The sequence below is a fragment of the Xanthomonas sp. JL1 genome (genome assembly GCF_038405005.1).
In genome coordinates this window covers 1-21,444 of record NZ_JBBYGR010000021.1, presented here as the reverse complement: position 1 = coordinate 21,444, position 21,444 = coordinate 1, and the positions used below count along the sequence as shown (strand labels likewise).

The following is a 21,444-nucleotide window of genomic DNA, read 5'->3' as shown; positions in this document are numbered from 1 at the left end:
GTGGCCATTGCATCGGCACAGGCAATCCATCCCAAGCATGTTCTCGAGGCGGCCATCAACGGTCGCGGCCCGCTACGCGCCGCCCACCGTCGCTGTCGCCCACGCACCCCTGCACCTGCCAGCCCGCATACGTCTAGAATCTGCGCCCCTGCATCGTCTTCAACCGATCCTGCCATGCCCATCTACGGTTTCCAGTGCACCACCTGCGGCCACGCATTCGACCGCCTGCAGAAGATGGCCGACCCCGATCCGCAGACCTGCCCGGCCTGCGCCGCGGCGACGATCAAGCGTCAGGTCACCGCGCCGTCGTTCCGCCTGTCCGGCAGCGGCTGGTACGAAACCGACTTCAAGTCGGCCGGCGAGAAAAAGAAAAACCTCACCGAAAGCAGCAGCGCCGGTGGCGATGCCACACCAGCCGCAGCAGCGGAGAGCAAGCCGGCGGCCAAGCCCGCGTCCGATCCGGCATAAGTGGTCACGGTGCGCGGATTACGCCGCCTGGCAGGATGCCGCATGGCGCAGTGATCCCGCGTTGAGCACCGCACTGCTGGCAGTGTCACGGCGGATTGCGTTGTTGGTGGTCGCTCGGTCAGGCGCTGTGTCAGGCCGACGCCGACGCCACTTGCCGTGGTCCGCGCTGCGCCCGCAGTTCGATTTCTGGTAGCCCTCGCAACGCAGTGCGGGCGAGCATTCGCAGACCGGGGCCATCGTCGATAAAGGGCTACGCCACGCTCCGATGCCGTTGCAGGACAGCCGAAAGTGAGGCATGTGCCTGCCTGGCAGGTCCGATGCGTGCATTGCCCATGCTGTTCCTTGCCGAACGTCTATCGTCGCCTCGGCCGGATCCGACAGCTGTATCCCCAGCCAGATAGCTGCTGTATCGCTGCTGTCGTCTTTAGCGATCGCCCCTGCGCCTCACCGAAACGCGCAGGCCGAATCCCACCACGCCGGCCTGCGCAACCAGCGCATCAGCGCGCATCGAAGCGCGCCCGGCAACCAGCGTTGACCCACACCGTGGCGCGACGATCGTCGTAGCCCCAGGTGCGGCCTTCCTCGCAAGGCGTGTCGGACAGTTGGCGGGTTAGCACCGGGCGGCCATAGCGGCCATCCCAGGCGCAGGTGCGCAGGCGGCGGTCGTCGCTGGCGCAGGTGATGGCGTAGTCGTTGCGGAGGCGGTCGTCGCGACCACCGTAACCGCCGTCGCCGCGATCCCAGCCACCGCCACCGCGGGCCTGTGCAAATTCGCCCCTGCAGCCGTCGTCCACCCAGATCCGGCCGCCTTCCTGCCGCCAGTTGCGGCCTTCCACGCAGGGCGTGTTGGAGAGTTGGCGCACCAACATGGCGCGGCGCCAGCCGGTGTCGCAGATTTTCTGGCGTTGGGCGTTGCTTTCGCAGCGCACCGTCCCAGCGATCCCGCCGAAGCCACCACCAGGGCCATCGCCGCCGCCCCAGCCGCCGTTGCGGCCTTCGACAAAGCGACCGCGACAGCCATCGTCCACCCAGATCCGGCCGCGATCGCTGCCCCAGTTACTGCCTTCGATGCAGCGTGTGCCGGAGATGTTTTCCACCAGCACGGCACGTCCGCGGAACGGGGTATCGCACTCGCGGTGGCGGTTGTCGTTGCTGGAACAGGTGATGCTGGGGCCGTCCCAGCCGCGTTCCTGCGCGCTGGCGGTGGCGCTGGCACACGCGCCTGTCAGGGTGATCAGGCCGAAGCCGGAGAGCAGCAGGGCAGTGCGCAGCATCGTGTCGTCCTTGGTGCAGAAGGGGCGTGGCGCCTATTCAGCCGGGCGCTGACTTAAGCGCCCGTGAGCGCCTGCGCATTTGCTCCTGTCGCCCGCCGGCCCCAGAATATCCGGCTTTCCGGCGCTGTCCTGCGTCGGGTTTTCAGCGGAGCTTTCGATGCGTACCCACTTCTGCGGCCTGGTCGATGAGACCTTGATCGGCCAAACCGTCACTCTCGCCGGCTGGACCGACGTGGCCCGTAACCTGGGCGGGGTGTGCTTCATCGACCTGCGCGACCACGAAGGCATCGTGCAGGTGACGGTGGAACCGGTGGCCGGCGACGACGCCAGCGCAGAGCTGTTCAAGGTGGCCGCCAGCCTGGGCTACGAGGACGTGTTGCAGGTCGAAGGCGTTGTGCGCGCGCGCCATGCGGTGAACGACAAGCTGCGCACCGGCAAGGTGGAAGTGATCGCCACGCGCATCAGCATCCTCAACAAGGCCGCGCCGCTGCCGTTCCACGCGCATGAGAATCCGGGCGAAGAAACCCGCCTGAAGTACCGCTATCTGGACCTGCGTCGCCCGGAAATGCAGCGCATGCAGCGCACCCGCATCAAGCTGGTGCAGGCGCTGCGCCGGCATCTGGATGCGCGCGATTTTCAGGACATCGAAACCCCGATCCTGACCAAGGCCACCCCGGAAGGCGCGCGCGACTTCCTGGTGCCGGCGCGCATGCATCCGGGCGAGTTCTATGCGCTGCCGCAGAGCCCGCAGCTGTTCAAGCAGATCCTGATGGTGGCCGGCTTCGACCGTTACTACCAGATCGCGCGCTGCTTCCGCGACGAAGCGCTACGCGCCGACCGCCAGCTGGAATTCACCCAGCTCGACATGGAATTCGCTTTCGTGCGCGAACGCGACGTGCAGGATTTTGTCGAAGACATGATGCGCGCCATCTTCAAGGAAGTGGTGGATGTCGATCTGGCCGCGCAGTTCCCGCGCATGACCTGGGCCGAGGCGATGCGTCGCTACGGTTCGGACAAGCCGGACCTGCGCATCGCCCTGGAATTGGTCGACGTGGCGGAACTGGTCAAATCCAGCGAATTTCCGGTGTTCACTGCCGCCGCCAACGATGCCGATGGCCGCGTGGCTGCGCTGCGCATCCCCGGCGGCGCCACGCTGTCGCGCAAGCAGATCGACGACTACGCCGCGCATGCCGCCAAATATGGTGCCAAGGGCCTGGCCTATATCAAGCTGTCGGAGACCGGCGAGGTCAGCTCGCCGATCGCCAAGTTCTTCAGCGAAGAAGCCTTCGCCGCGCTGCTCAAGCATGTAGGCGCCGGCAATGGCGACATCGTGTTCTTCGGTGCCGGTGGCTACACCAAGGTGTCCGACTTCATGGGCGCGCTGCGCCTGAAGGCCGGCAAGGAGTTCGATCTGGTCGCAGAGGGCTGGGCGCCGCTGTGGGTCACTGATTTCCCGATGTTCGAATGGGACGAGGAAGCGCAGCGCTACGTGGCCCTGCATCACCCCTTCACCGCACCGGCGGTGGACGATATCGCCGACCTGCGCGCCAACGCCCGCACCGCGGTCTCGCGCGGTTACGACATGGTGCTCAACGGTAATGAAATCGGCGGCGGCTCGATCCGTATCCATCGCCCCGACATGCAGAGCGCGGTGTTCGAGTTGCTGGGCATCGGTGCAGAAGAAGCGCGGGCCAAGTTCGGCTTCCTGCTGGATGCGTTGAACTATGGCGCCCCGCCGCACGGTGGCATCGCGTTCGGTATCGACCGCATCGCCGCGCTGATGGCCGGCACCGAGTCCATCCGCGACGTGATCCCGTTCCCCAAGACCACCGGCGCGCAGGATCTGATGACCGACGCCCCGTCGCCGATCGCCGCAGACCAACTTGCCGAAGTGCACGTGCAGGTCCGCTCGAAGCAGGTCTGATCCGCGATCAAGCACGGCCACGCCTAGCGCGTGGCCGTGTTATTTATGCGCGGCGAGCGACCTTCCGGGAACGGCATCGCTTGGCCAATCTGCGCGGCGCTCAATGTCATGGCGAACCAGTGCATGCGCAGCGTGGCGCATGGGAGGTGCGTCACGCCAGTGGCGAACTGCGACGTTTCCTGGTGCGGTGGCGGCATCGCGCGCGGCCAGAGTGCGGTTGATGATGCGGGAGATATTGGTGGAGCCGGCGAATGCGACCCGCGCAACATCAGGGGGTGGGTCGGAGCTGCGTGCAGGCGATCAAGCATGGGGCGCAGCGCTTTCCATGCGTGGCGCTCCACAGCACGTAGCACCAGACCTCGTGATGCTCAGGCCTGCCAGCTCCGCAGGCGCAGCAATGTCCGAATCGCAGGACGCTCTCCTATTCCACATTCCCCATTCTCGATTCCCCACTTGCAGCAGCGCCGCAGCATGCGAGAAGCTGCCCCGTCGACTTGCCAGAGGGGCCCGCATGACCCGCATTCGCCGCGCCACGCCGGACGATGCCGAAGCGCTGTCGCTTCTGGCCGCACAGACCTTCACCGAAACCTTCGGGCATCTGTATCCGCAAGAAGACCTGCACGGTTTCCTGGAAGAGACCTATGCCGTGGAGCGTGCGCGCATCGTGCTGGCGCACCCGGATTACGCGATCTGGCTGTTGGAGATGGACAACCTGCTGGTCGGGCATGCGGCTGCCGGCCCGTGCGGGCTGCCGCATGACGATGTGCGCCCCGGCGATGGAGAGCTCAAGCGGCTGTATCTGCTGAAGGACTACCAGAACAGCGGCTGGGGTAGCCGGCTGTTCGAAACCGCGCTGCAATGGCTGGAACGCGACGGCCCACGCACCCTGTGGATCGGCGTGTGGTCGGATCAGATCGTCCCTCCGACTGAGCCTGACTGAGGCAATAGCTCCATCAACCATGCGAGCTCCTCTTCGTTGAATGCCGGGAAATCATCCGCTGCCCCTGCGAAGGGGTCCGCATTTTGTTCCCACATCACGGTGCTGGACGCTGCCAGGTCGGCAGCGATGGGCGTACCAGGATCCGGGAGGCCGCCCCCGATCCTGGTACGCGGGCGTTTTACCCTCCAGCTGAGGGGCAAATGCAGAGCATCGCGCTGTTCGGGAACGCGTACCTCGAAAGATTGCTGTGCGGAGGGGCCGGTGACAGCACGATCCGATCGGGACCGTTTACGGCTGCTTGCCCGCGTCTGATCTCCCTCGTGCATTGGGCTGGGCGCATCAAGGTCACGCTCCAGCGAATCGGCGAATGCATGCAAAGACGCCTGATCCGGTGTTTGAGCTGAAGTAGGGGACGGTTTGGCCCTTTTCATCCCTGATGCCTGGAGGATACGGTCCCAACGCTGCGAGGCTGGGGGGAGCGTTCCGTAGCGGGCTTCGAATTCGGTGACGCCCACTCTGCGAAAGAGCTGTACCAACCCGTGCCTGCTCATCCCGAACTGTGTCATGGCGTCATCGAATGCTTGCGCTGGGTGGGAGTGGCTCTGGAAAAAACCAAGCACGCGCACCACGTGCGCGAGGTCGGCAACGCGATGGGACGTGCGTTCGGGAATACGGCGATTGATTCTTCTGATCAATTCCGGCGCGTGCGGCAATCCCTTTTTCACTGCATCCAGGGCAGGACGTCCGCCGAGGCAGGCCAAGGCGACGAGGTGGTCGTTGGTCAACGCGGCCAACGCCGGATCAGGGCGATATAACTGGGCAACAATGCTCTCCAGCGCCTGCTTGCCGCCGCCATTGCTGGCGATGGCCACCACCTGGTCCGGGGTCAGGCCATGGTCCTGGCACAGCACCGGCAACAGCCGCTGCACCGTCTCCAGCGCCTGCTTGCCGCCATCGTGGCTGGCGATGGCCACGACCTGGTCCGGGGTCAGGCCATGGGCCTGGCACAGCACCGGCAACAGCCGTTGCACCGTCTCCAGCGCCTGCTTGCCGCCATCGTGGCTGGCGATGGCCACCACCTGGTCCAGGGTCAGGCCATGGTCCTGGCACAGCACCGGCAACAGCCGCTGCACCGTCTCCAGCGCCTGCTTGCCGCCATCGTGGCTGGCGATGGCCACCACCTGGTCCGGACTCAGGCCATGGTCCTGGCACAGCACCGGCAACAGCCGCTGCACCGTCTCCAGCGCCTGCTTGCCGCCGCCATTGCTGGCGATGGCCACCACCTGGTCCGGGGTCAGGCCATGGTCCTGGCACAGCACCGGCAACAGCCGCTGCACCGTCTCCAGCGCCTGCTTGCCGCCATCGTGGCTGGCGATGGCCACCACCTGGTCCGGGGTCAGGCCATGGTCCTGGCACAGCACCGGCAACAGCCGCTGCACCGTCTCCAGCGCCTGCTTGCCGCCGCCATTGCTGGCGATGGCCACCACCTGGTCCGGGGTCAGGCCATGGTCCTGGCACAGCACCGGCAACAGCCGCTGCACCGTCTCCAGCGCCTGCTTGCCGCCAATATTGCTGGCGATGGCCACGACCTGGTCCGGGGGCAGGCCATGGGCCTGGCACAGCACCGGCAACAGCCGCTGCACCGTCTCCAGCGCCTGCTTGCCGCCGTTATTGTTGGCGATGGCCACCACCTGGTCCGGGGTCAGGCCATGGTCCTGGCACAGCACCGGCAACAGCCGTTGCACCGTCTCCAGCGCCTGCTTGCCGCCGTTATTGTTGGCGATGGCCACCACCTGGTCCGGGGTCAGGCCATGGTCCTGGCACAGCACCGGCAACAGGCGCTGCACCGTCTCCAGCGCCTGCTTGCCGCCATTGCTGGCGATGGCCACGACCTGGTCCGGGGTCAGGCCATGGTCCTGGCACAGCACCGGCAACAGCCGCTGCACCGTCTCCAGCGCCTGCTTGCCGCCATCGTGGCTGGCGATGGCCACCACCTGGTCCGGACTCAGGCCATGGTCCTGGCACAGCACCGGCAACAGCCGCTGCACCGTCTCCAGCGCCTGCTTGCCGCCGTTATTGCTGGCGATGGCCACCACTTGGTCCGGGTTCAGGCCATGGGCCTGGCACAGCACCGGCAACAGCCGCTGCACCGTCTCCAGCGCCTGCTTGCCGCCACTATTGCTGGCGATGGCCACCACCTGGTCCGGGTTCAGGCCATGGGCCTGGCACAGCACCGGCAACAGCCGCTGCACCGTCTCCAGCGCCTGCTTGCCGCCGCCATTGCTGGCGATGGCCACGACCTGGTCTGGGGTCAGGCCATGGTCCTGGCACAGCACCGGCAACAGCCGCTGCACCGTCTCCAGCGCCTGCTTGCCGCCATCGTGGCTGGCGATGGCCACCACTTGGTCCGGGGTCAGGCCATGGTCCTGGCACAGCACCGGCAACAGCCGCTGCACCGTCTCCAGCGCCTGCTTGCCGCCACTATTGCTGGCGATGGCCACCACTTGGTCCGGGTTCAGGCCATGGGCCTGGCACAGCACCGGCAACAGGCGCTGCACCGTCTCCAGCGCCTGCTTGCCGCCAATATTGCTGGCGATGGCCACCACTTGGTCCGGGGTCAGGTTCAGGGGGGCACCCGTCAGTGCATTGCGCCATGCATGCACTGCCTCCACTGCGGTCACGCCGCCACGTTTTGCAATCTTGAGAAGTTGGCCTGTGTCCAACTGTAACGGCGGACCTCTCAACTCCCCCGCCTTCGTGAGCAAGGCCTCCAGGGCGCGTGCGCCGGACCACTGTTTGCCGACGCCAACGATGTCTTCGTGTGTCGCCTCTGGCAACGCCGTGATTATGTGCTGATACTTGACAGCGACGGTCCCTAACGCTGCCGGGTGTTGGCTGAGCGCAACGATGTGCGCGTGTGTAAACCCATGGCCCACCAGTGCCTCGTGGTGCTGCGCCACTGTCGAACGCACCTTCGGTTTGATCTTCTCTTGCTGCTGCTGACTGTAGCCGAGCGTGCGTAGATCCACCTGCGCGGCCGGCGAAGCGTCGGAGGGTTGCGCCGCACGCCGTCGCGGGGCCGGCTTGGCGCGCGGCGGCCGCGCGGCAGTGACAGCGACACGCACGGTGGGTGGCGGGTCATCGGCTGCACGCAGACCCGATTGCACCTCATCCCACTCTGCTGGGGCAGCCGCTGTATGCGGCGTGCCGACGGCAGGCATCGAATCAAGAAGCGATGTATCAAGAAGCGACGGATCGAACTGACGGAGCAGATCGCTGAAGCTGCCCGCCGAGAACGCAGGCGAGGGCGCAGGGGGAGATGGCAGCCGGGTCCGGGACATCGTCCGCCGAGCGGGCAAGCCATCCAGGGGGCCGCCAGCAGGCGGAGCCCCCCCCCGATCTGCAGTCGGCTGAACCCTATCCGGTTGGGGTCCGGGCAGAAGCTCGCGGGCAGGACTTGGCGTGCGCGAACGAATGGGATCCATGAATTTCGGCGCGCAACGCTTGTACGCCCGCTATGGCTTCGAGAAGGTGGGCGAATACGATTTTCCGGTCGGCAAGATCGTCGACCGCGAATACATCCTGCGGCATAGGCCGGTGCTTGCAGCGGCCTGAGCGGACCTGTGCCGCCGGCCATTGCGCTTGCGCCTGCACCGTCGCAGTCCCGCGCGCGGCAGACACGCATCTGACGCCCATGTCCCGGTAACCACCTCAGTGTCCAGCGCATCACCCATCAGCCCGGCCACGCCGCGGCGCAATCCACGCGCGCAGGCCACCGCCGCGACCGCCGACGTGCTGCTGGTGCATGGCATCTGGAACACCACGCATTGGCTGCTGCCGTTGGCGCGGCGGATGCGTGCGGACGGCCTGGCGCCTGCGCTGTTCGGTTACGCCAGCGTGCTCGGCGGTCCCGCGCGGGCGGTGCCATGTTTGATCGAACGTCTGCGCGCCAGCCGTGCGCAGTGGGTGGTCTGCCACAGCCTGGGCGGCCTGATGACCCTGCAGGCATTGCAGGATGCGCCCGAGCTGCCGGTGCGCCGCGTGGTTTGTCTGGGCTCGCCGCTATGCGGCAGTGCCGCTGCACGCGGACTGGCGCAACGCGGCGGGCTGTGGGCGATGGGCCGCAGCGCCGCGATCTTGCAACAGGGCTTCGCGCGCTGGGATGGCCAGGCCGAGATCGGTCAGGTCGCCGGCAGCGTCGCGCGCGGGGTCGGCCGTTGGCTTGCCCCGCTCGACGGCGATTCGGACGGAACTGTTGCACTGGCCGAAACCCGTCTGCCCGGGTTGCGCGACCATTGCGTGATGCGGGCAAGCCACAGCGGCCTGTTGCGCTCGCCCGAGGCCGCCGCACAGGCGCTGGCCTTCCTGCGCTGCGGCCGCTTTCGGTCGTGAACATGCGCCGGCGGATGTTGTGGCCCCGGTGAGGGCAGGCAATCAGGTAAAATCCGCGCCCTGTCATCCAAGCCAGTCTGGAACCACCCATGGGTAGAGGCCCCTCGATCGAAGGCCGCAAGAACGCCTCCGACGCCAAACGCGGCAAGATGTTCACCAAGATCATCCGCGAGATCAGCGTAGCCGCGCGCGCTGGCGGCGGCGACCCGTCCAACAATCCGCGTCTGCGCACCGCCATGGACAAGGGCCTGTCGGCGAACATGTCCAAGGACGTGATCGAGCGCGCCATCAAGAAATCCACCGGCGAGCTGGAAGGCGTGGAATACGAAGAAGTGCGCTACGAGGGCTATGCGCCCGGCGGCGTGGCGGTGATCGTGGACTGCCTGACCGACAACCGCGTGCGCACCGTGGCCGACGTGCGCCATGCCTTCAGCAAATGCGGCGGCAACATGGGCACCGAGGGCTCGGTGGCCTTCATGTTCAAGCGCCTGGGCGTGCTCAGCTTCGCCGCCGGCATCGATGAGGACACCCTCACCGACGCCGCCATTGAAGCCGGCGCCGACGATGTGGTGGTCTATCCCGAAGACGGCGCCATCGACGTGCTCACCGCCCCGGACGCCTTCGCCCAGGTCAGGGACGCCCTGGCTGCCGCCGGCCTGGAGCCGGCGCACGCCGAAATCGTCTTTCGCGCCGACAACGACATCGCCGTGGACGGCGACACGGCGGTGCAGGTCCGCAAGCTGCTGGACATGCTCGAAGACCTGGACGACGTGCAGGACGTGTATTCGAACGTCGATCAAGCGGCGCTTGGCGCGTAAATGAAGACGGGGATGGCGGCATTCGGCATTGGGGATGCGCAACAGCGATGCGACCGGCACCCTGCACGTGCATTACCAATCCCTAACCTCCCATCCCCCAGTCCCGGCTTCTAGATGACCCGCATCCTGGGCATCGATCCCGGCTCGCAGCGCACCGGCATCGGCATCATCGATATCGACGAGGGCGGTCGCAGCCGGCATGTGCACCACGCGCCGTTGATACTGCTGGGCGAGGGCGACTTCTCCCAGCGGCTCAAGCGCCTGTTGCACGGGCTGGGCGAGTTGATCGAAACCTACCGGCCGGATGAGGTGGCGATCGAGAAGGTGTTCATGGGCAAGAGTGCCGCTTCCGCGCTCAAGCTTGGCCAGGCGCGCGGCGCGGCAATCTGCGCGGTGGTCATGCGCGACCTGCCGGTGCACGAGTACGCCGCCACCGAGGTCAAGCTGGCGCTGGTCGGCAAAGGCGGCGCGGACAAGCTGCAGGTGCAGCACATGGTCGGCATCATGCTCAACTTGAAAGGCAAGCTGCAGCCCGACGCCGCCGACGCACTGGCGGTCGCCATCACTCACGCCCACGTGCGCGCGACTGCGCAATGCTTGGGCGTCAATACCCAACAGGCCTGGAGCCGCAAGAAATGACAATCTGGATTCGGGATTCGGGATGGGGGATTCGCAGCGGCGAGTCCGCGCGCGCTGTGCCGCTTCGGCGGTGCGCAGCCCTCGTCAACGGCAGTGAGGAAGTTTGCCAATCCCGAATGCCGAATCCCGAATCCCGGCACCGCCACGCCGGTGCCCAATGATCGGCCGTCTGCGCGGGATCCTGGCCTACAAGCAGCCGCCGTGGCTGGTGATCGACGTGGGCGGGGTGGGGTACGAGCTGGAGGCGCCGATGAGCACCTTCTACGACCTGCCCGATGTCGGTCGCGACGTGATCCTGTTTACCCATTACGCGCAAAAGGAAGACAGCGTGTCGTTGTATGGCTTCCTGCGCGAGGGCGAGCGGCGGCTGTTCCGCGACGTGCAGAAGGTCACCGGTATCGGTGCCAAGATTGCGCTGGCGGTGTTGTCTGGCGTGACCGTGGACGAATTCGCCCGCTTGATCACCAGTGGCGACATCACCGCGCTGACCCGCATCCCCGGCATCGGCAAGAAGACGGCCGAGCGCATGGTGGTGGAGCTGCGCGACCGCGCGGCCGACTTCAGCAGCGGCGCGCCGATCACCGGCCAACTGGGGCCGGATGCCATCTCCGAAGCCACCGTGGCCTTGCAGCAGTTGGGCTACAAGCCTGCCGAGGCTGCCCGCATGGCGCGCGATGCCGGTGCAGAAGGCGGTGAGGTGGCCACGGTCATTCGCAAGGCCCTGCAAGCCGCGCTGCGCTGAGCGCAGCCGCCCCATCACTGCGCTGCTGCCAAGCGGGCGCGGCCGGCACTCGGAATCGGCAGGGGCGGCTCGTACACTGCGCATCCTTGCCCGCGGCCAGCCCGTACATTGGTAGCCTGCGCGGTTTTGGTGCAGGTGCCTTCGGCAAGCGCTGTGTCCCTCATCTTCTTCACGCTGTCTGGCGAAAACTGCTCACCTCATGTCCCACACTCCTACACCAGCAGCCGGCTCCGGCCACGCGTCTGCCAACAGCCAAACCGCCTTGGTCATCGGTGCCATCGGTGTCGTCTTCGGCGATATCGGTACCAGCCCGCTGTACACCTTGAAGGAGGCGTTTTCGCCGCATTACGGGTTGACCCCGGACCACGACACCGTGCTGGGCATCCTGTCGCTGGTGTTCTGGGCGCTGATGCTGGTGGTCACGCTCAAATACGTCACCGTGATCATGCGCGCCGACAACGACGGCGAGGGCGGCATCATGGCGCTCACCGCGCTGGCGCAACGCACCCTGCCGGGCGGTTCGCGCTCGATGTACGTGGTCGGCATCCTTGGCATCTTCGGTGCGTCGCTGTTCTTTGGCGACGGCGTCATCACCCCGGCCATCTCGGTGCTGTCGGCGGTGGAAGGCCTGCAGGTGGCCGCGCCCAAACTCGAAGCGTTCGTCGTGCCGATCACCCTGGTGGTGCTGGGCATGCTGTTCCTGGCCCAGCGCTTCGGCACCGAGCGTGTAGGCAAGGCGTTCGGCCCGATCACGCTGGTCTGGTTCTTCGCGTTAGGCGCGATCGGCGTCTACAACATGGCACGCGCACCGGAAGTGCTGCATGCGTTGAACCCATGGTGGGGCGTGCTTTTCTTCGTCGAACACAACTGGCATGCGGTGTTCGTGCTCGGTGCGGTGGTGCTGGCAGTCACCGGCGGTGAGGCGCTGTACGCAGACATGGGCCATTTCGGTGCCAAGGCGATCCGTCGCTCCTGGCAATTCGTGGTACTGCCGATGCTGACCCTGACTTACCTGGGGCAGGGCGCGCTGGTGCTGCGCGATCCGTCCGCGGTCAGCAATCCGTTTTACGAAGCAGTGCCCGAGTGGGCTCTGTACCCGATGATCGTGCTGGCCACTGCGGCCACGGTGATCGCCTCGCAGGCGCTGATCACTGGCGCCTATTCGGTGGCCAGCCAGGCCATGCAGCTGGGCTACATCCCACGCATGCACATTCGCCACACATCGCACTCCACCATCGGCCAGATCTACGTGCCGGCGGTGAACTGGTGCCTGCTGTTGGCGGTGGCGGTGGCGGTGGTCGGTTTCGGCGACTCGACATCGCTGGCGACCGCTTACGGCGTCTCGGTGACCGGCACCATGCTGATCACCACCGTGTTGATGGTCATTTACGCGCGTGCCAATCCGCGTGTGCCGGCGCCGCTGCTGTGGCTGTTCGCGCTGGTGTTTCTGGCGGTGGACTGCGCGTTCTTCTACGCCAATATCATCAAGTTCCTGGACGGCGCCTGGTTCCCGCTGCTGCTGGGGCTGATCCTGTTTACGCTGATGCGCACCTGGCGCCGCGGCCGCAAGCTGCTGCACGATGAGATCCGCAAGGACGGCATCAAGCTCGATACCTTCCTGCCCGGGCTGATGCTGGCGCCGCCGGTGCGCGTGCCGGGTACGGCAGTATTTCTCACCGCCGACCCGATGGTGGTGCCGCACGCGCTGATGCATAACCTCAAGCACAACAAGGTGCTGCACGAGCGCAATGTGTTCCTTACGGTCGAAACGTTGCAGGGCCCGTACGCCGCCGCCGGCAAACGGCTGAAGATCGAGGCGATCGGCGACGAGTTCTACCGTGTGCATGTGCGCTTCGGTTTCATGGAGACCCCGGACGTGCCGCTGGCGCTGATGCGCTCCTGCGACCAGGGCGGCATCTACTTCGATCCGATGGACACGACCTATTTCGCCAGCCGCGAAACCATTGTGGCCAGCGCCAACCGCGGCATGCCGATCTGGCGCGACAAGCTGTTCGCGCTGATGCATCGCAACGCCGCCCCGGCGACCGGGTTCTTCCGCATTCCCGGCAATCGCCTGGTCGAATTGGGCGCACAAGTCGAGATCTGAGGCCGCCGGTGGCGGCCCGGGATTGGGGGCTGGAGATTCGGGATTGGTAAGCGCGTAGCGCTGAACGCGCCCGCGTCCGATACTATTCGGTTCCAATTCCCGCTCCCGAATCTTCCACTCCCGCTCTCATGGACCAGCGCATCATCGCCAGCAGCTCCACCCGCGAAGACGATGCCGCCGATGCGAGCATTCGTCCCAAGCGCTTGGCCGATTATCTCGGCCAGCAGCCGGTGCGCGAGCAGATGGAGATCTACATCCAGGCGGCCAAGGCGCGCGGCGAGGCGATGGATCATGTGCTGATCTTCGGCCCGCCCGGGTTGGGCAAGACCACGCTCAGCCACGTCATCGCCAACGAGTTGGGCGTGAGCCTGCGCGTGACCTCCGGCCCGGTGATCGAAAAGGCCGGCGATCTGGCCGCGCTGCTGACCAACCTGCAGCCGCACGATGTGTTGTTCATCGACGAAATCCACCGCCTCTCGCCGGTGGTGGAAGAAGTGCTGTACCCGGCGATGGAAGATTTCCAGATCGACATCATGATCGGCGACGGCCCGGCCGCGCGTTCGATCAAGATCGATCTGCCGCCGTTCACCCTGATCGGCGCCACCACCCGTGCCGGGTTGCTGACCGCGCCACTGCGCGACCGCTTCGGCATCGTGCAGCGGCTGGAGTTCTATTCGCCGCAGGAGCTGACCCGCATCGTGATCCGCTCGGCGGCAATTCTAGGCATCGACTGCACGCCCGAGGGCGCTGCGGAAATCGCACGCCGCGCGCGTGGAACCCCGCGTATCGCCAACCGGCTGTTGCGCCGCGTGCGCGACTACGCCCAGGTCAAGGCGGCCGGGCATATCGATTTGCCGGTGGCGCAGGCGGCCATGCAGATGCTCAAGGTCGACCCGGAAGGGTTCGACGAGCTCGACCGTCGCATGTTGCGCACCATCGTCGAGCATTTCGATGGCGGCCCAGTCGGTGTTGAATCGCTCGCCGCCTCGCTGTCGGAAGAGCGCGGCACGCTGGAAGACGTGATCGAACCCTATCTGATCCAGCAGGGCTTTCTGATCCGCACCGCGCGCGGCCGCATGGTCACCACCAAGGCCTATCTGCATCTGGGCCTGAAGCCGCCGCGCGACCGCGCTCCGGGCATCGGCGAACCGGGAGACTTGTTCTGATGACGCTGCGTTCGTTGCTCGCCTGGGGCATTTCGATCGACATTCCTGGCTCATGACCACCGCATCCCGCATCCCACATCCCGCATCCCCGTCCATATTCAGTTGGCCGACACGCGTCTACTGGGAAGATACCGACGCTGGCGGGGTGGTCTACCACGCGCGCTACGTCGCCTTCATGGAACGTGCGCGCTCGGAGTGGATGCGCGCGCTCGGTTACGGGCAGGAGCGCACGCGCCAGGAGCACGATCTGGTGTTTGCGGTCCGCTCGATGCAATTGGATTTCCTCAAGCCGGCCCGGCTCGACGACGCGCTGTCAGTGTCGGCGGTGCTGCTGCGATGCAGACGGGCCAGCCTGCTGTTCGCGCAATCGGTCCGTCGCGAAGGCGAAGTGCTGCTGACCGCTGAGGTGCGCATTGCCGCACTGGATGCCAGCGACTTCCGCCCGCGTGGCATGGACGATGCGCTGTATGACGTGTTGAAAGCTTTAGAAACCACAGAATCCGATTACTGAGGAACGAACGGATGTCGATTGCATTGCTCCTGGCCCTGCAGGACACGGTAGTGGAAGCACTACCGCAGGACGTCGCCGCTGCCGCGGCGCAGACCGCCAGCGTGGCGCACAACAGCAGCATCAACTATGTAGACCTGATCCTGCGCGCCAGTATCCCGGTCAAGATCATCGTGTTGCTGCTGCTGATCGGCTCGTTCATCAGCTGGGTGATCATTTTCCGCAAGGCGCGTGCATTCAAGCAGGCCAACCGCGAGGCGGACGAGTTCGAAAACCGCTTCTGGTCCGGTGCGGATCTGGCCAAGCTGTACGCCTCGGCAACCGACCGCAACCGCAGCGTCGGCGGTCTGGAATCGATGTTCGAAGGCGGCTTCCGCGAGTTCTCGCGTCTGCGCGACCGTCGCCGTCTGGATGCACGCGTGCAGCTGGAAGGCGCACAGCGTGCCATGCGTACCGCCTTCACCCGCGAAGTCGATCAGCTGGAGCGCAATCTCGAACTGCTGGCCAACATTGGCTCTACCGCGCCGTACGTCGGCCTGGTCGGTACGGTGTTCGGCATCATGGTGACCATGCATGACATGGTCAGCAGCGGCGAGCAGGCCGGTATTGCGGCCGTGGCGCCAGGCATTTCCGAAGCGTTGTTCGCCACCGCTATCGGCCTGTTCGTCGCGATCCCGGCCGTGTGGGCCTACAACCGCTTCACCACGCGCGTGGAACGGCTGTCGGTGCGCTACGAAACCTTTGCCGACGAGTTCAGCTCCATCCTGCAGCGTCAGGTCGGCGCGGACGAGTGATGCGCGCTCCCGGCACGCACCCGCTTGCGTCACGCGGGACGTGCTCGGGAGAGCCAGTCGCGTCGATGCGTAGCGCCACGCGCAGGTGCTCCCTACACGGACACTGTGCGACCACGCTGCCAGCCGGCGCCGAGGACTAATGAGGAACGTTTCGCGATGATCTCCGGTATTTCCCGCCGTAAGAAGCGCAAGCTCAAATCCGACATCAACGTCGTGCCGTATATCGACGTGATGCTGGTGCTGCTGATCATCTTCATGGTGACCGCACCGTTGCTGACCCTGAGCACCGACGTCAGCCTGCCCAGCTCGCGCGCCAAGTCGCTGGAGAGCAAGCAGGACCCGGTCGTGGTGGTGGTCGCCGCCGATGGCAAATTGGCTCTGCAACTGCCCAAGGGCAAGCCGCAGCCGATGGACGTGGCTGCGCTGCAGGCGCAGCTGGCTGCGATCGTGGCGCAAGACAAGGATGCGCGCGTGGTGGTGGCGGGCGATCGCGCCGCGCCGTATCAAAAGATCATGGACGCCATCGGTGTGCTCAAGCAGGCCAAGGTCGAGAAGGTGGGCCTGATTTCCGACTCCGGCGGCACTGCAGGCAGCGATGCACGCTGACGCACTCCCCACGCAGACGGCGCGCGATGACGGCTGGCTCCGACCGGTCGTCCTGGCATTGGTGGTGCACGTGCTGGTCGCGCTGGTGTTTATCGCCGGCTGGCTGTGGTCGCCCCAACGCTCGGTCGAACCGGCCGCCGGCGACCCCAGCATGGAAGCCTCGCTGGACGTGTCCGCCGCTGATGCGCGGGTTGCACGCCAGGCATTGAAGGCCACGCCGGTCGAAACGCCGCCGCCGCCGGCACCATTGCCCGAACCTGCGCCGGAAGACAGCGTGCCGCCGCCGCAGCCGATTCCCGAGCCGCGTCCGCAGGATGCGCCCACGCCACAGCAGGCACAGGCACAGGAGCGTGTCGCCCAGCCCGACAAGGTCGACCAGGATCGTGTCGACGCCCTGGCGATTTCCGCCGAAAAGGCCAAGCAGGAACAGGAAGCCAAGCGCCGTCAGGAGCAGATCGATCTGACCGAGCGCAAACGTCAGGAAGAGGCAGAGCAGAAGTTGCGCTTGGCCAAGCAGCAGGAAGAAGCCGACGCCAAGAAGAAGCAGGCGGCCGCGCAGCAGGCGGCGGAAGACGCCGAACGCCAGAAGAAGATCGCCGACATCCGTCGTCAGCGCGCGCAAGCCGATAAGGACATGGCGCTGGCCGAGCAAAAGCTGCGCCAGGTTGCCGCCGCACGTGCGCAGCAGTCCTCCGCGGCCACCGCGACCAGCGCGCAGCCGACTGCAGGGCAGGGCGGTACCAGCACCGATTTGTCGGCCAAGTACGTTGCGGCGATCCAGCAAAAGGTGTTGGCGCAGTGGGTGCGCCCGCCGTCGGTGCCGCCGGGCCAGAAATGCACGATCAACATCCGGCAGTTGCCGGGCGGCAGCGTGATGGAGGCCAAGGTGGCGCCGGGTTGCCCCTATGACGAGGCCGGTCAGCGTTCGATCGAGGCGGCCGTGTTGAGTGCACAGCCATTGCCGTACCGCGGGTTTGAATCGGTGTTCCAGCGCAATTTGACCTTCGTATTCACCGCGCAGGACCAGTAATGATCGTCGTCAGGCTGCGGATGCCATCCATCGGCGCCGCAGCCTGATGCGATGAAAGGGTGGCTGATTCCGGTACGCACGCTGCAACCCCAAACGGCAGCAGGCGAGCTGCCACGTCAACGCTGTCCATCAATGGTGCCCCCCATGCTGCTACACGATCGCTCGCTCCATTTTCACGTCAACTCATTCACGATTGCGCGTATGTTCACTCGCTGATTGCTATCCCTTGCACACTTTTCCTGCCCGATCCGAGCCGTCCATGAAGAAACCGCTGCGTTGGCTAGCCGCCTTGACCGTCCTGTTGTTGCCGCTGAGCGCGCTCGCGCAGCAGCAAGGCCTCACCATCGATATCGTCGGCGGTAGCGCTTCGGCCACGCCGATCGCCGTCATTCCGATGCCTTACCAGGGCTCCGGCACTGCACCGCAGACCGATGTGTCTGCGGTGGTCGGCGCCGACCTTGATCGTTCCGGCCAGTTCCGCACGCTGCCGGCCGCGCAGATCGTCGAAAAGCCGACCCGTGGCACCGAGGTGCAGTTCCAGACCTGGCGCACCCTCAAGCAGAACTACATCGTGGTTGGCCGCGTCATGGACGCGGGCGAAGGCGCCTATCGCGTGGAGTACGAGCTGTTCGATGTCGCGAAGGGCGAGCGCATGCTGGGCCTGGCGATGACCGCGCGTGCCAACGCAATGCGCGATGTTTCGCACCAGATGGCCGATGCGATCTATGAAAAGATCACTGGCGTGCGCGGCGCGTTCTGGACCCGCATCGCCTACGTGACTGCCAGCGGCAAGGGCGGCGCCATGCGTTATGCGCTGATGGTGGCCGATTCGGATGGCTACAATCCGCAGACCATCGTACGTTCGGCCGAGCCGTTGCTGTCGCCCAACTGGAGCCCGGACGGCAAGAAGCTGGCCTATGTGAGCTTTGAGCGCGGCAACTCGTCGATCTACCTGCAGGACATCGCCACCGGCGCGCGCGAACTGGTCTCCAGCTTCCGCGGCATCAATGGCGCGCCGTCGTTCTCGCCGGATGGCCGTCGCCTGGCGCTGGCGCTGTCGCGTAGTGGCAACCCGGAAATTTACGTGATGGACCTGGGCAGCAAGCAGCTCACCCAGCTCACCAACCACTTCGGCATCGACACCGAGCCGACCTGGGCGCCGGATGGCGGCAGCATCTACTTCACCTCTGATCGCGGCGGTCGTCCGCAGATCTACCAGGTCGCGGCCAGCGGCGGCAGCGCCAACCGTGTCACCTTCCAGGGCAACTACAACGCCACCGCCAGTGTGTCGTTCGACGGCAAGAAGATTGCCGTGGCACAGGGCAGTGGCAATACCTACCGCATCGCCATGATGGACCGCAGCCTGGGTTCGCCCAGCTGGAGCACGCTGTCGCCGGGATCTCTGGACGAATCGCCGAGCTTCGCGCCTAACGCTAGCATGGTGTTGTACGCGGCGCGCGAAGGCGGCCGTGGCGTGCTGTACGCCGTCTCTTCCGACGCTCGGGTCCGCCAGCGTCTAGTGCTGGCCGACGGCGATGTGAGAGAACCCGCATGGGGGCCTTACCGAACCGCGCATTAATGTTAATATTTCGCTGCGTTAAACCACTCATTGGCCCAGAGCCTCCATAGGTACCCCATGAACAAGTCCACCCGCGTCTTGCTTGTCTCTCTATTGTCCGTCGCCGTGCTGGCTGGTTGCTCGAAGAAGGTGAAGGAAACTCCGCCACCTGCAACCAATACCACCGCTGGTTCCTCGGTTCCCACCGGCCCGTCCACCTCTGGCCTGTACGGCCCCGGCGACCTGGATACCGATGCCTGCCTGCGTCAGCGCGTTGTTTACTTCGATCTGGATCAGGACTCCCTGAAGCCGGAATTCCAGGCCATCATGGCTTGCCACGCCAAGTACCTCCGTGACCGTCCTTCCTCGCGCATCACCCTGCAGGGCAATGCCGACGAGCGCGGTTCGCGTGAGTACAACATGGGTCTGGGCGAGCGTCGCGGCAATGCCGTGTCGTCCTCTTTGCAGGCTGCCGGCGGCTCGGCCAGCCAGCTGACCGTCGTCAGCTACGGCGAAGAGCGTCCGGTCTGCACCGAGTCGAACGAGTCCTGCTGGTCGCAGAACCGCAGGGTCGAAATCGTGTACACGGCTCAGTAAGAAGCGATGCGCTTTCGAGTGACATCCCTGTTCGTCGCGGCGGCCCTTGTGGTCGCCGCGCCGGCATACGCACAGCGAGCCAGTCTCGCTGATCGTGTGGCCGTGCTCGAGCAGCAGCAGGCCAATAGTCAGGCCAACAACGATCTCCTCAATCAGCTGCAGCAGGCGCGTTCGGACCTGCAGGCATTGCGGTCGACCGTCGAACAGCTTCAGCACGACAATGAGCAACTCAAGCAGCAGTCCAAGGACCAATATCTGGACCTGGATGGACGCTTGAACCGGTTGGAAGGCGCAGGTGGCGCAACGCCGTCATTGCCCCCAGCGACCGGCAGCGTGACTCCGGCCCCGGCACCCGCTGCGCGGCCCCCAACGGCGGCAACTTCCGAGAAGCCGCCTACCGTCCATGGCGACCCAGGCACCTTGGCCGTCAGCAACGACGAACGTACTGCCTACAACGTGGCCTTCGATGCGTTGAAGAACGGCAAGTACGACGATGCCTCTCAGCTGTTCCTGAGCTTTCTGGAGCTCTATCCCAACGGCGTCTATACCCCCAATGCCTTGTATTGGCTGGGTGAGAGTTATTACGCCACCCGCAATTTCCAGCTTGCCGAGGCGCAGTTTCGCGATCTCGTCAGCCGTTATCCCACACACGACAAGGCCGCTGGTGGCCTGTTGAAGCTCGGCCTTTCGCAGTACGGTGAAGGCAAGAACAACGAAGCCCAGCGGACCTTGCAGCATGTCGCCTCGCAGTATCCCGGCTCCGATGCGGCACGCGTCGCTCAGGAACGCCTGCAGTCCATCCGCCTCGGCCAGCAACTGCGCTGAGCCCGCGCGTCTGTGCTTGTCGGCACGGCGCATACTTTGCCCATGAACGCTGCCACCGTCCCTAGCGAGATTATTCAATCGCCCTTGCCGCGATTGAAGATCACCGAAATCTTTTTGTCCTTGCAAGGCGAAGCCGAAGCCGCTGGCTGGCCGACGGTGTTCGTGCGTCTGACCGGCTGCCCACTGCGCTGCGTGTATTGCGACACCGCCTACGCCTTCCATGGCGGCGAGTGGCATGACATCGACGACGTCCTCGCCGAAGTCGCCACGCATGGCGTGCGCCATGTCTGCGTGACCGGCGGGGAGCCATTGGCGCAGAAGCGTTGTCTGGTGTTGCTGCAGAAACTCTGCGATGCCGGTTACGACGTGTCGCTGGAGACGTCCGGTGCGCTGGACGTGTCCGCTGTCGATCCACGCGTCTCGCGCGTGGTCGACATCAAGACACCCGCATCCGGCGAAGAAGCACGCAACCGCTGGGAAAACCTGCTGCTGCTGACCGCGCGCGACCAGATCAAGTTCGTGATCTGCAGCCGTGCCGATTACGAATGGTCGCGTGAGATCGTCGCCGCGCACGCGCTGGATCGCCGCTGCACGGTGTGGTTTTCGCCGAGCAAAAGTGAAGTCGGCCCGCGACAGCTGGCCGACTGGATCGTGGCCGACCGCTTGCCGGTGCGCTTCCAGATGCAGTTGCATAAGCTGCTTTGGAATGATGAGCCTGGGCGCTGAGGATCAAGCGCGTAGCGCAGCGGATTGGCCTAGTGTCTGACGCTGGTAAACAGATCTGGCTCTCTGAGAATTTGAGTGGGTAGGATTTCGGCTGGTTTACCACTGACGCGGGGATTGGGATGACGGCCAAGGTGTTTGAAGCGGCGCTGGGGATCGGCGCGCCGTGGTCGGTAGGCGCGGTCGAGTTCGACGAAGCGACCAAGGTGTTGACGGTGCCGGTGGACTTCAAGCCGGGCACGAGGTTCAAGGTATCGGGCCAAAAGGGGCTGCATCCGGTTCATGACACCGTGGTCAAGACCTACCGGCACCTGAACTTTTTCCAGCACGAGT

18 protein-coding genes and 3 pseudogenes are annotated in these 21,444 nt (G+C 65.4%); 19 read left to right on the top strand and 2 right to left on the bottom strand.

From position 1 onward, the window contains the following. Positions 1 to 174 precede the first annotated feature (174 nt). On the top strand, positions 175 to 468 hold the full coding sequence (locus WJW29_RS05115) for a zinc ribbon domain-containing protein (RefSeq protein WP_011408112.1): 294 nt from the start codon (positions 175 to 177) through the stop codon (positions 466 to 468). 497 nt (positions 469 to 965) lie between these two features. Here WJW29_RS05115 and WJW29_RS05110 read toward each other — a convergent pair whose 3' ends face one another. Further along, a complete protein-coding gene (locus WJW29_RS05110) occupies positions 966 to 1,742 on the bottom strand; it encodes a DUF3011 domain-containing protein (RefSeq protein ID WP_011258426.1) in 777 nt (258 codons plus the stop codon). A gap of 157 nt (positions 1,743 to 1,899) precedes the next feature. Between WJW29_RS05110 and aspS the strand changes: the two genes are divergently transcribed. Together aspS and WJW29_RS05100 are read left to right on the top strand one after the other, a co-directional pair. Continuing rightward, entirely contained in the window at positions 1,900 to 3,666 is a 1,767-nt protein-coding gene (gene aspS / locus WJW29_RS05105; protein ID WP_011408113.1) for an aspartate--tRNA ligase, read from the top strand. Between the two features lie 511 nt (positions 3,667 to 4,177). Further along, positions 4,178 to 4,576, top strand: a pseudogene (locus WJW29_RS05100) (GNAT family N-acetyltransferase); the annotation flags it as partial. Here the strand turns inward: WJW29_RS05100 and avrBs3 are convergent. Then, the gene (gene avrBs3, locus WJW29_RS05095; protein ID WP_011408407.1) at positions 4,576 to 8,091 is read right to left on the bottom strand and encodes a type III secretion system effector avirulence protein AvrBs3; all 3,516 of its coding nucleotides are present in this window, start codon (positions 8,089 to 8,091) and stop codon (positions 4,576 to 4,578) included. The pseudogene WJW29_RS05100 and the gene avrBs3 sit on opposite strands and share 1 nt — an antisense overlap. Between avrBs3 and WJW29_RS05090 the strand changes: the two are divergent. The 16 genes and pseudogenes from WJW29_RS05090 to WJW29_RS05015 all read left to right on the top strand — a co-directional run. Continuing rightward, positions 8,087 to 8,221 (top strand): annotated as a pseudogene (locus WJW29_RS05090) (GNAT family N-acetyltransferase); the annotation flags it as partial. The gene avrBs3 and the pseudogene WJW29_RS05090 overlap by 5 nt on opposite strands. A 99-nt stretch (positions 8,222 to 8,320) precedes the next feature. After that, positions 8,321 to 8,998 (top strand): alpha/beta hydrolase, encoded by a 678-nt coding sequence (locus WJW29_RS05085; RefSeq protein WP_027703718.1) that lies wholly within the window; start codon positions 8,321 to 8,323, stop codon positions 8,996 to 8,998. Between the two features lie 89 nt (positions 8,999 to 9,087). Then, positions 9,088 to 9,816: a YebC/PmpR family DNA-binding transcriptional regulator gene (locus WJW29_RS05080; RefSeq protein WP_011258430.1), complete on the top strand. Its 729-nt coding sequence runs from the start codon at positions 9,088 to 9,090 to the stop codon at positions 9,814 to 9,816. Positions 9,817 to 9,930: 114 nt separating this feature from the next. Next, complete coding sequence (ruvC, locus tag WJW29_RS05075) at positions 9,931 to 10,455, top strand: crossover junction endodeoxyribonuclease RuvC (protein WP_011258431.1); 525 nt, start codon at positions 9,931 to 9,933, stop codon at positions 10,453 to 10,455. A 157-nt stretch (positions 10,456 to 10,612) separates the two neighbouring features. After that, positions 10,613 to 11,197, top strand: a complete 585-nt coding sequence (ruvA, locus tag WJW29_RS05070; protein ID WP_011258432.1) for a Holliday junction branch migration protein RuvA — start codon at positions 10,613 to 10,615, stop codon at positions 11,195 to 11,197. A gap of 199 nt (positions 11,198 to 11,396) precedes the next feature. Further along, positions 11,397 to 13,304 (top strand): potassium transporter Kup, encoded by a 1,908-nt coding sequence (locus tag WJW29_RS05065; RefSeq protein WP_011258433.1) that lies wholly within the window; start codon positions 11,397 to 11,399, stop codon positions 13,302 to 13,304. Positions 13,305 to 13,432: 128 nt separating this feature from the next. Beyond that, the gene (gene ruvB, locus WJW29_RS05060) at positions 13,433 to 14,470 is read left to right on the top strand and encodes a Holliday junction branch migration DNA helicase RuvB (protein ID WP_010363979.1); all 1,038 of its coding nucleotides are present in this window, start codon (positions 13,433 to 13,435) and stop codon (positions 14,468 to 14,470) included. A 52-nt stretch (positions 14,471 to 14,522) separates the two neighbouring features. Continuing rightward, the gene (ybgC, locus tag WJW29_RS05055; protein WP_011258434.1) at positions 14,523 to 14,981 is read left to right on the top strand and encodes a tol-pal system-associated acyl-CoA thioesterase; all 459 of its coding nucleotides are present in this window, start codon (positions 14,523 to 14,525) and stop codon (positions 14,979 to 14,981) included. A gap of 11 nt (positions 14,982 to 14,992) precedes the next feature. Further along, complete coding sequence (gene tolQ / locus WJW29_RS05050) at positions 14,993 to 15,772, top strand: protein TolQ (protein ID WP_011258435.1); 780 nt, start codon at positions 14,993 to 14,995, stop codon at positions 15,770 to 15,772. A gap of 156 nt (positions 15,773 to 15,928) precedes the next feature. Next, positions 15,929 to 16,378, top strand: a complete 450-nt coding sequence (tolR, locus tag WJW29_RS05045) for a protein TolR (RefSeq protein WP_011408114.1) — start codon at positions 15,929 to 15,931, stop codon at positions 16,376 to 16,378. Beyond that, the gene (tolA, locus tag WJW29_RS05040) at positions 16,368 to 17,408 is read left to right on the top strand and encodes a cell envelope integrity protein TolA (protein WP_011258437.1); all 1,041 of its coding nucleotides are present in this window, start codon (positions 16,368 to 16,370) and stop codon (positions 17,406 to 17,408) included. Before tolR ends, tolA begins: the two co-directional genes overlap by 11 nt. A 259-nt stretch (positions 17,409 to 17,667) precedes the next feature. Then, positions 17,668 to 18,987 carry a Tol-Pal system beta propeller repeat protein TolB gene (gene tolB / locus WJW29_RS05035; RefSeq protein ID WP_041182054.1) on the top strand — a complete coding sequence of 440 codons (1,320 nt, stop codon included), beginning with the start codon at positions 17,668 to 17,670 and terminating at the stop codon, positions 18,985 to 18,987. A 57-nt stretch (positions 18,988 to 19,044) separates the two neighbouring features. Next, the gene (gene pal, locus WJW29_RS05030; protein WP_011408116.1) at positions 19,045 to 19,563 is read left to right on the top strand and encodes a peptidoglycan-associated lipoprotein Pal; all 519 of its coding nucleotides are present in this window, start codon (positions 19,045 to 19,047) and stop codon (positions 19,561 to 19,563) included. Between the two features lie 6 nt (positions 19,564 to 19,569). After that, the gene (gene ybgF, locus WJW29_RS05025) at positions 19,570 to 20,388 is read left to right on the top strand and encodes a tol-pal system protein YbgF (RefSeq protein WP_011258440.1); all 819 of its coding nucleotides are present in this window, start codon (positions 19,570 to 19,572) and stop codon (positions 20,386 to 20,388) included. Positions 20,389 to 20,430: 42 nt separating this feature from the next. Further along, positions 20,431 to 21,114 carry a 7-carboxy-7-deazaguanine synthase QueE gene (gene queE / locus WJW29_RS05020; RefSeq protein WP_011408117.1) on the top strand — a complete coding sequence of 228 codons (684 nt, stop codon included), beginning with the start codon at positions 20,431 to 20,433 and terminating at the stop codon, positions 21,112 to 21,114. Between the two features lie 119 nt (positions 21,115 to 21,233). Further along, positions 21,234 to 21,444, top strand: a pseudogene (locus tag WJW29_RS05015) (ISL3 family transposase); the annotation flags it as partial.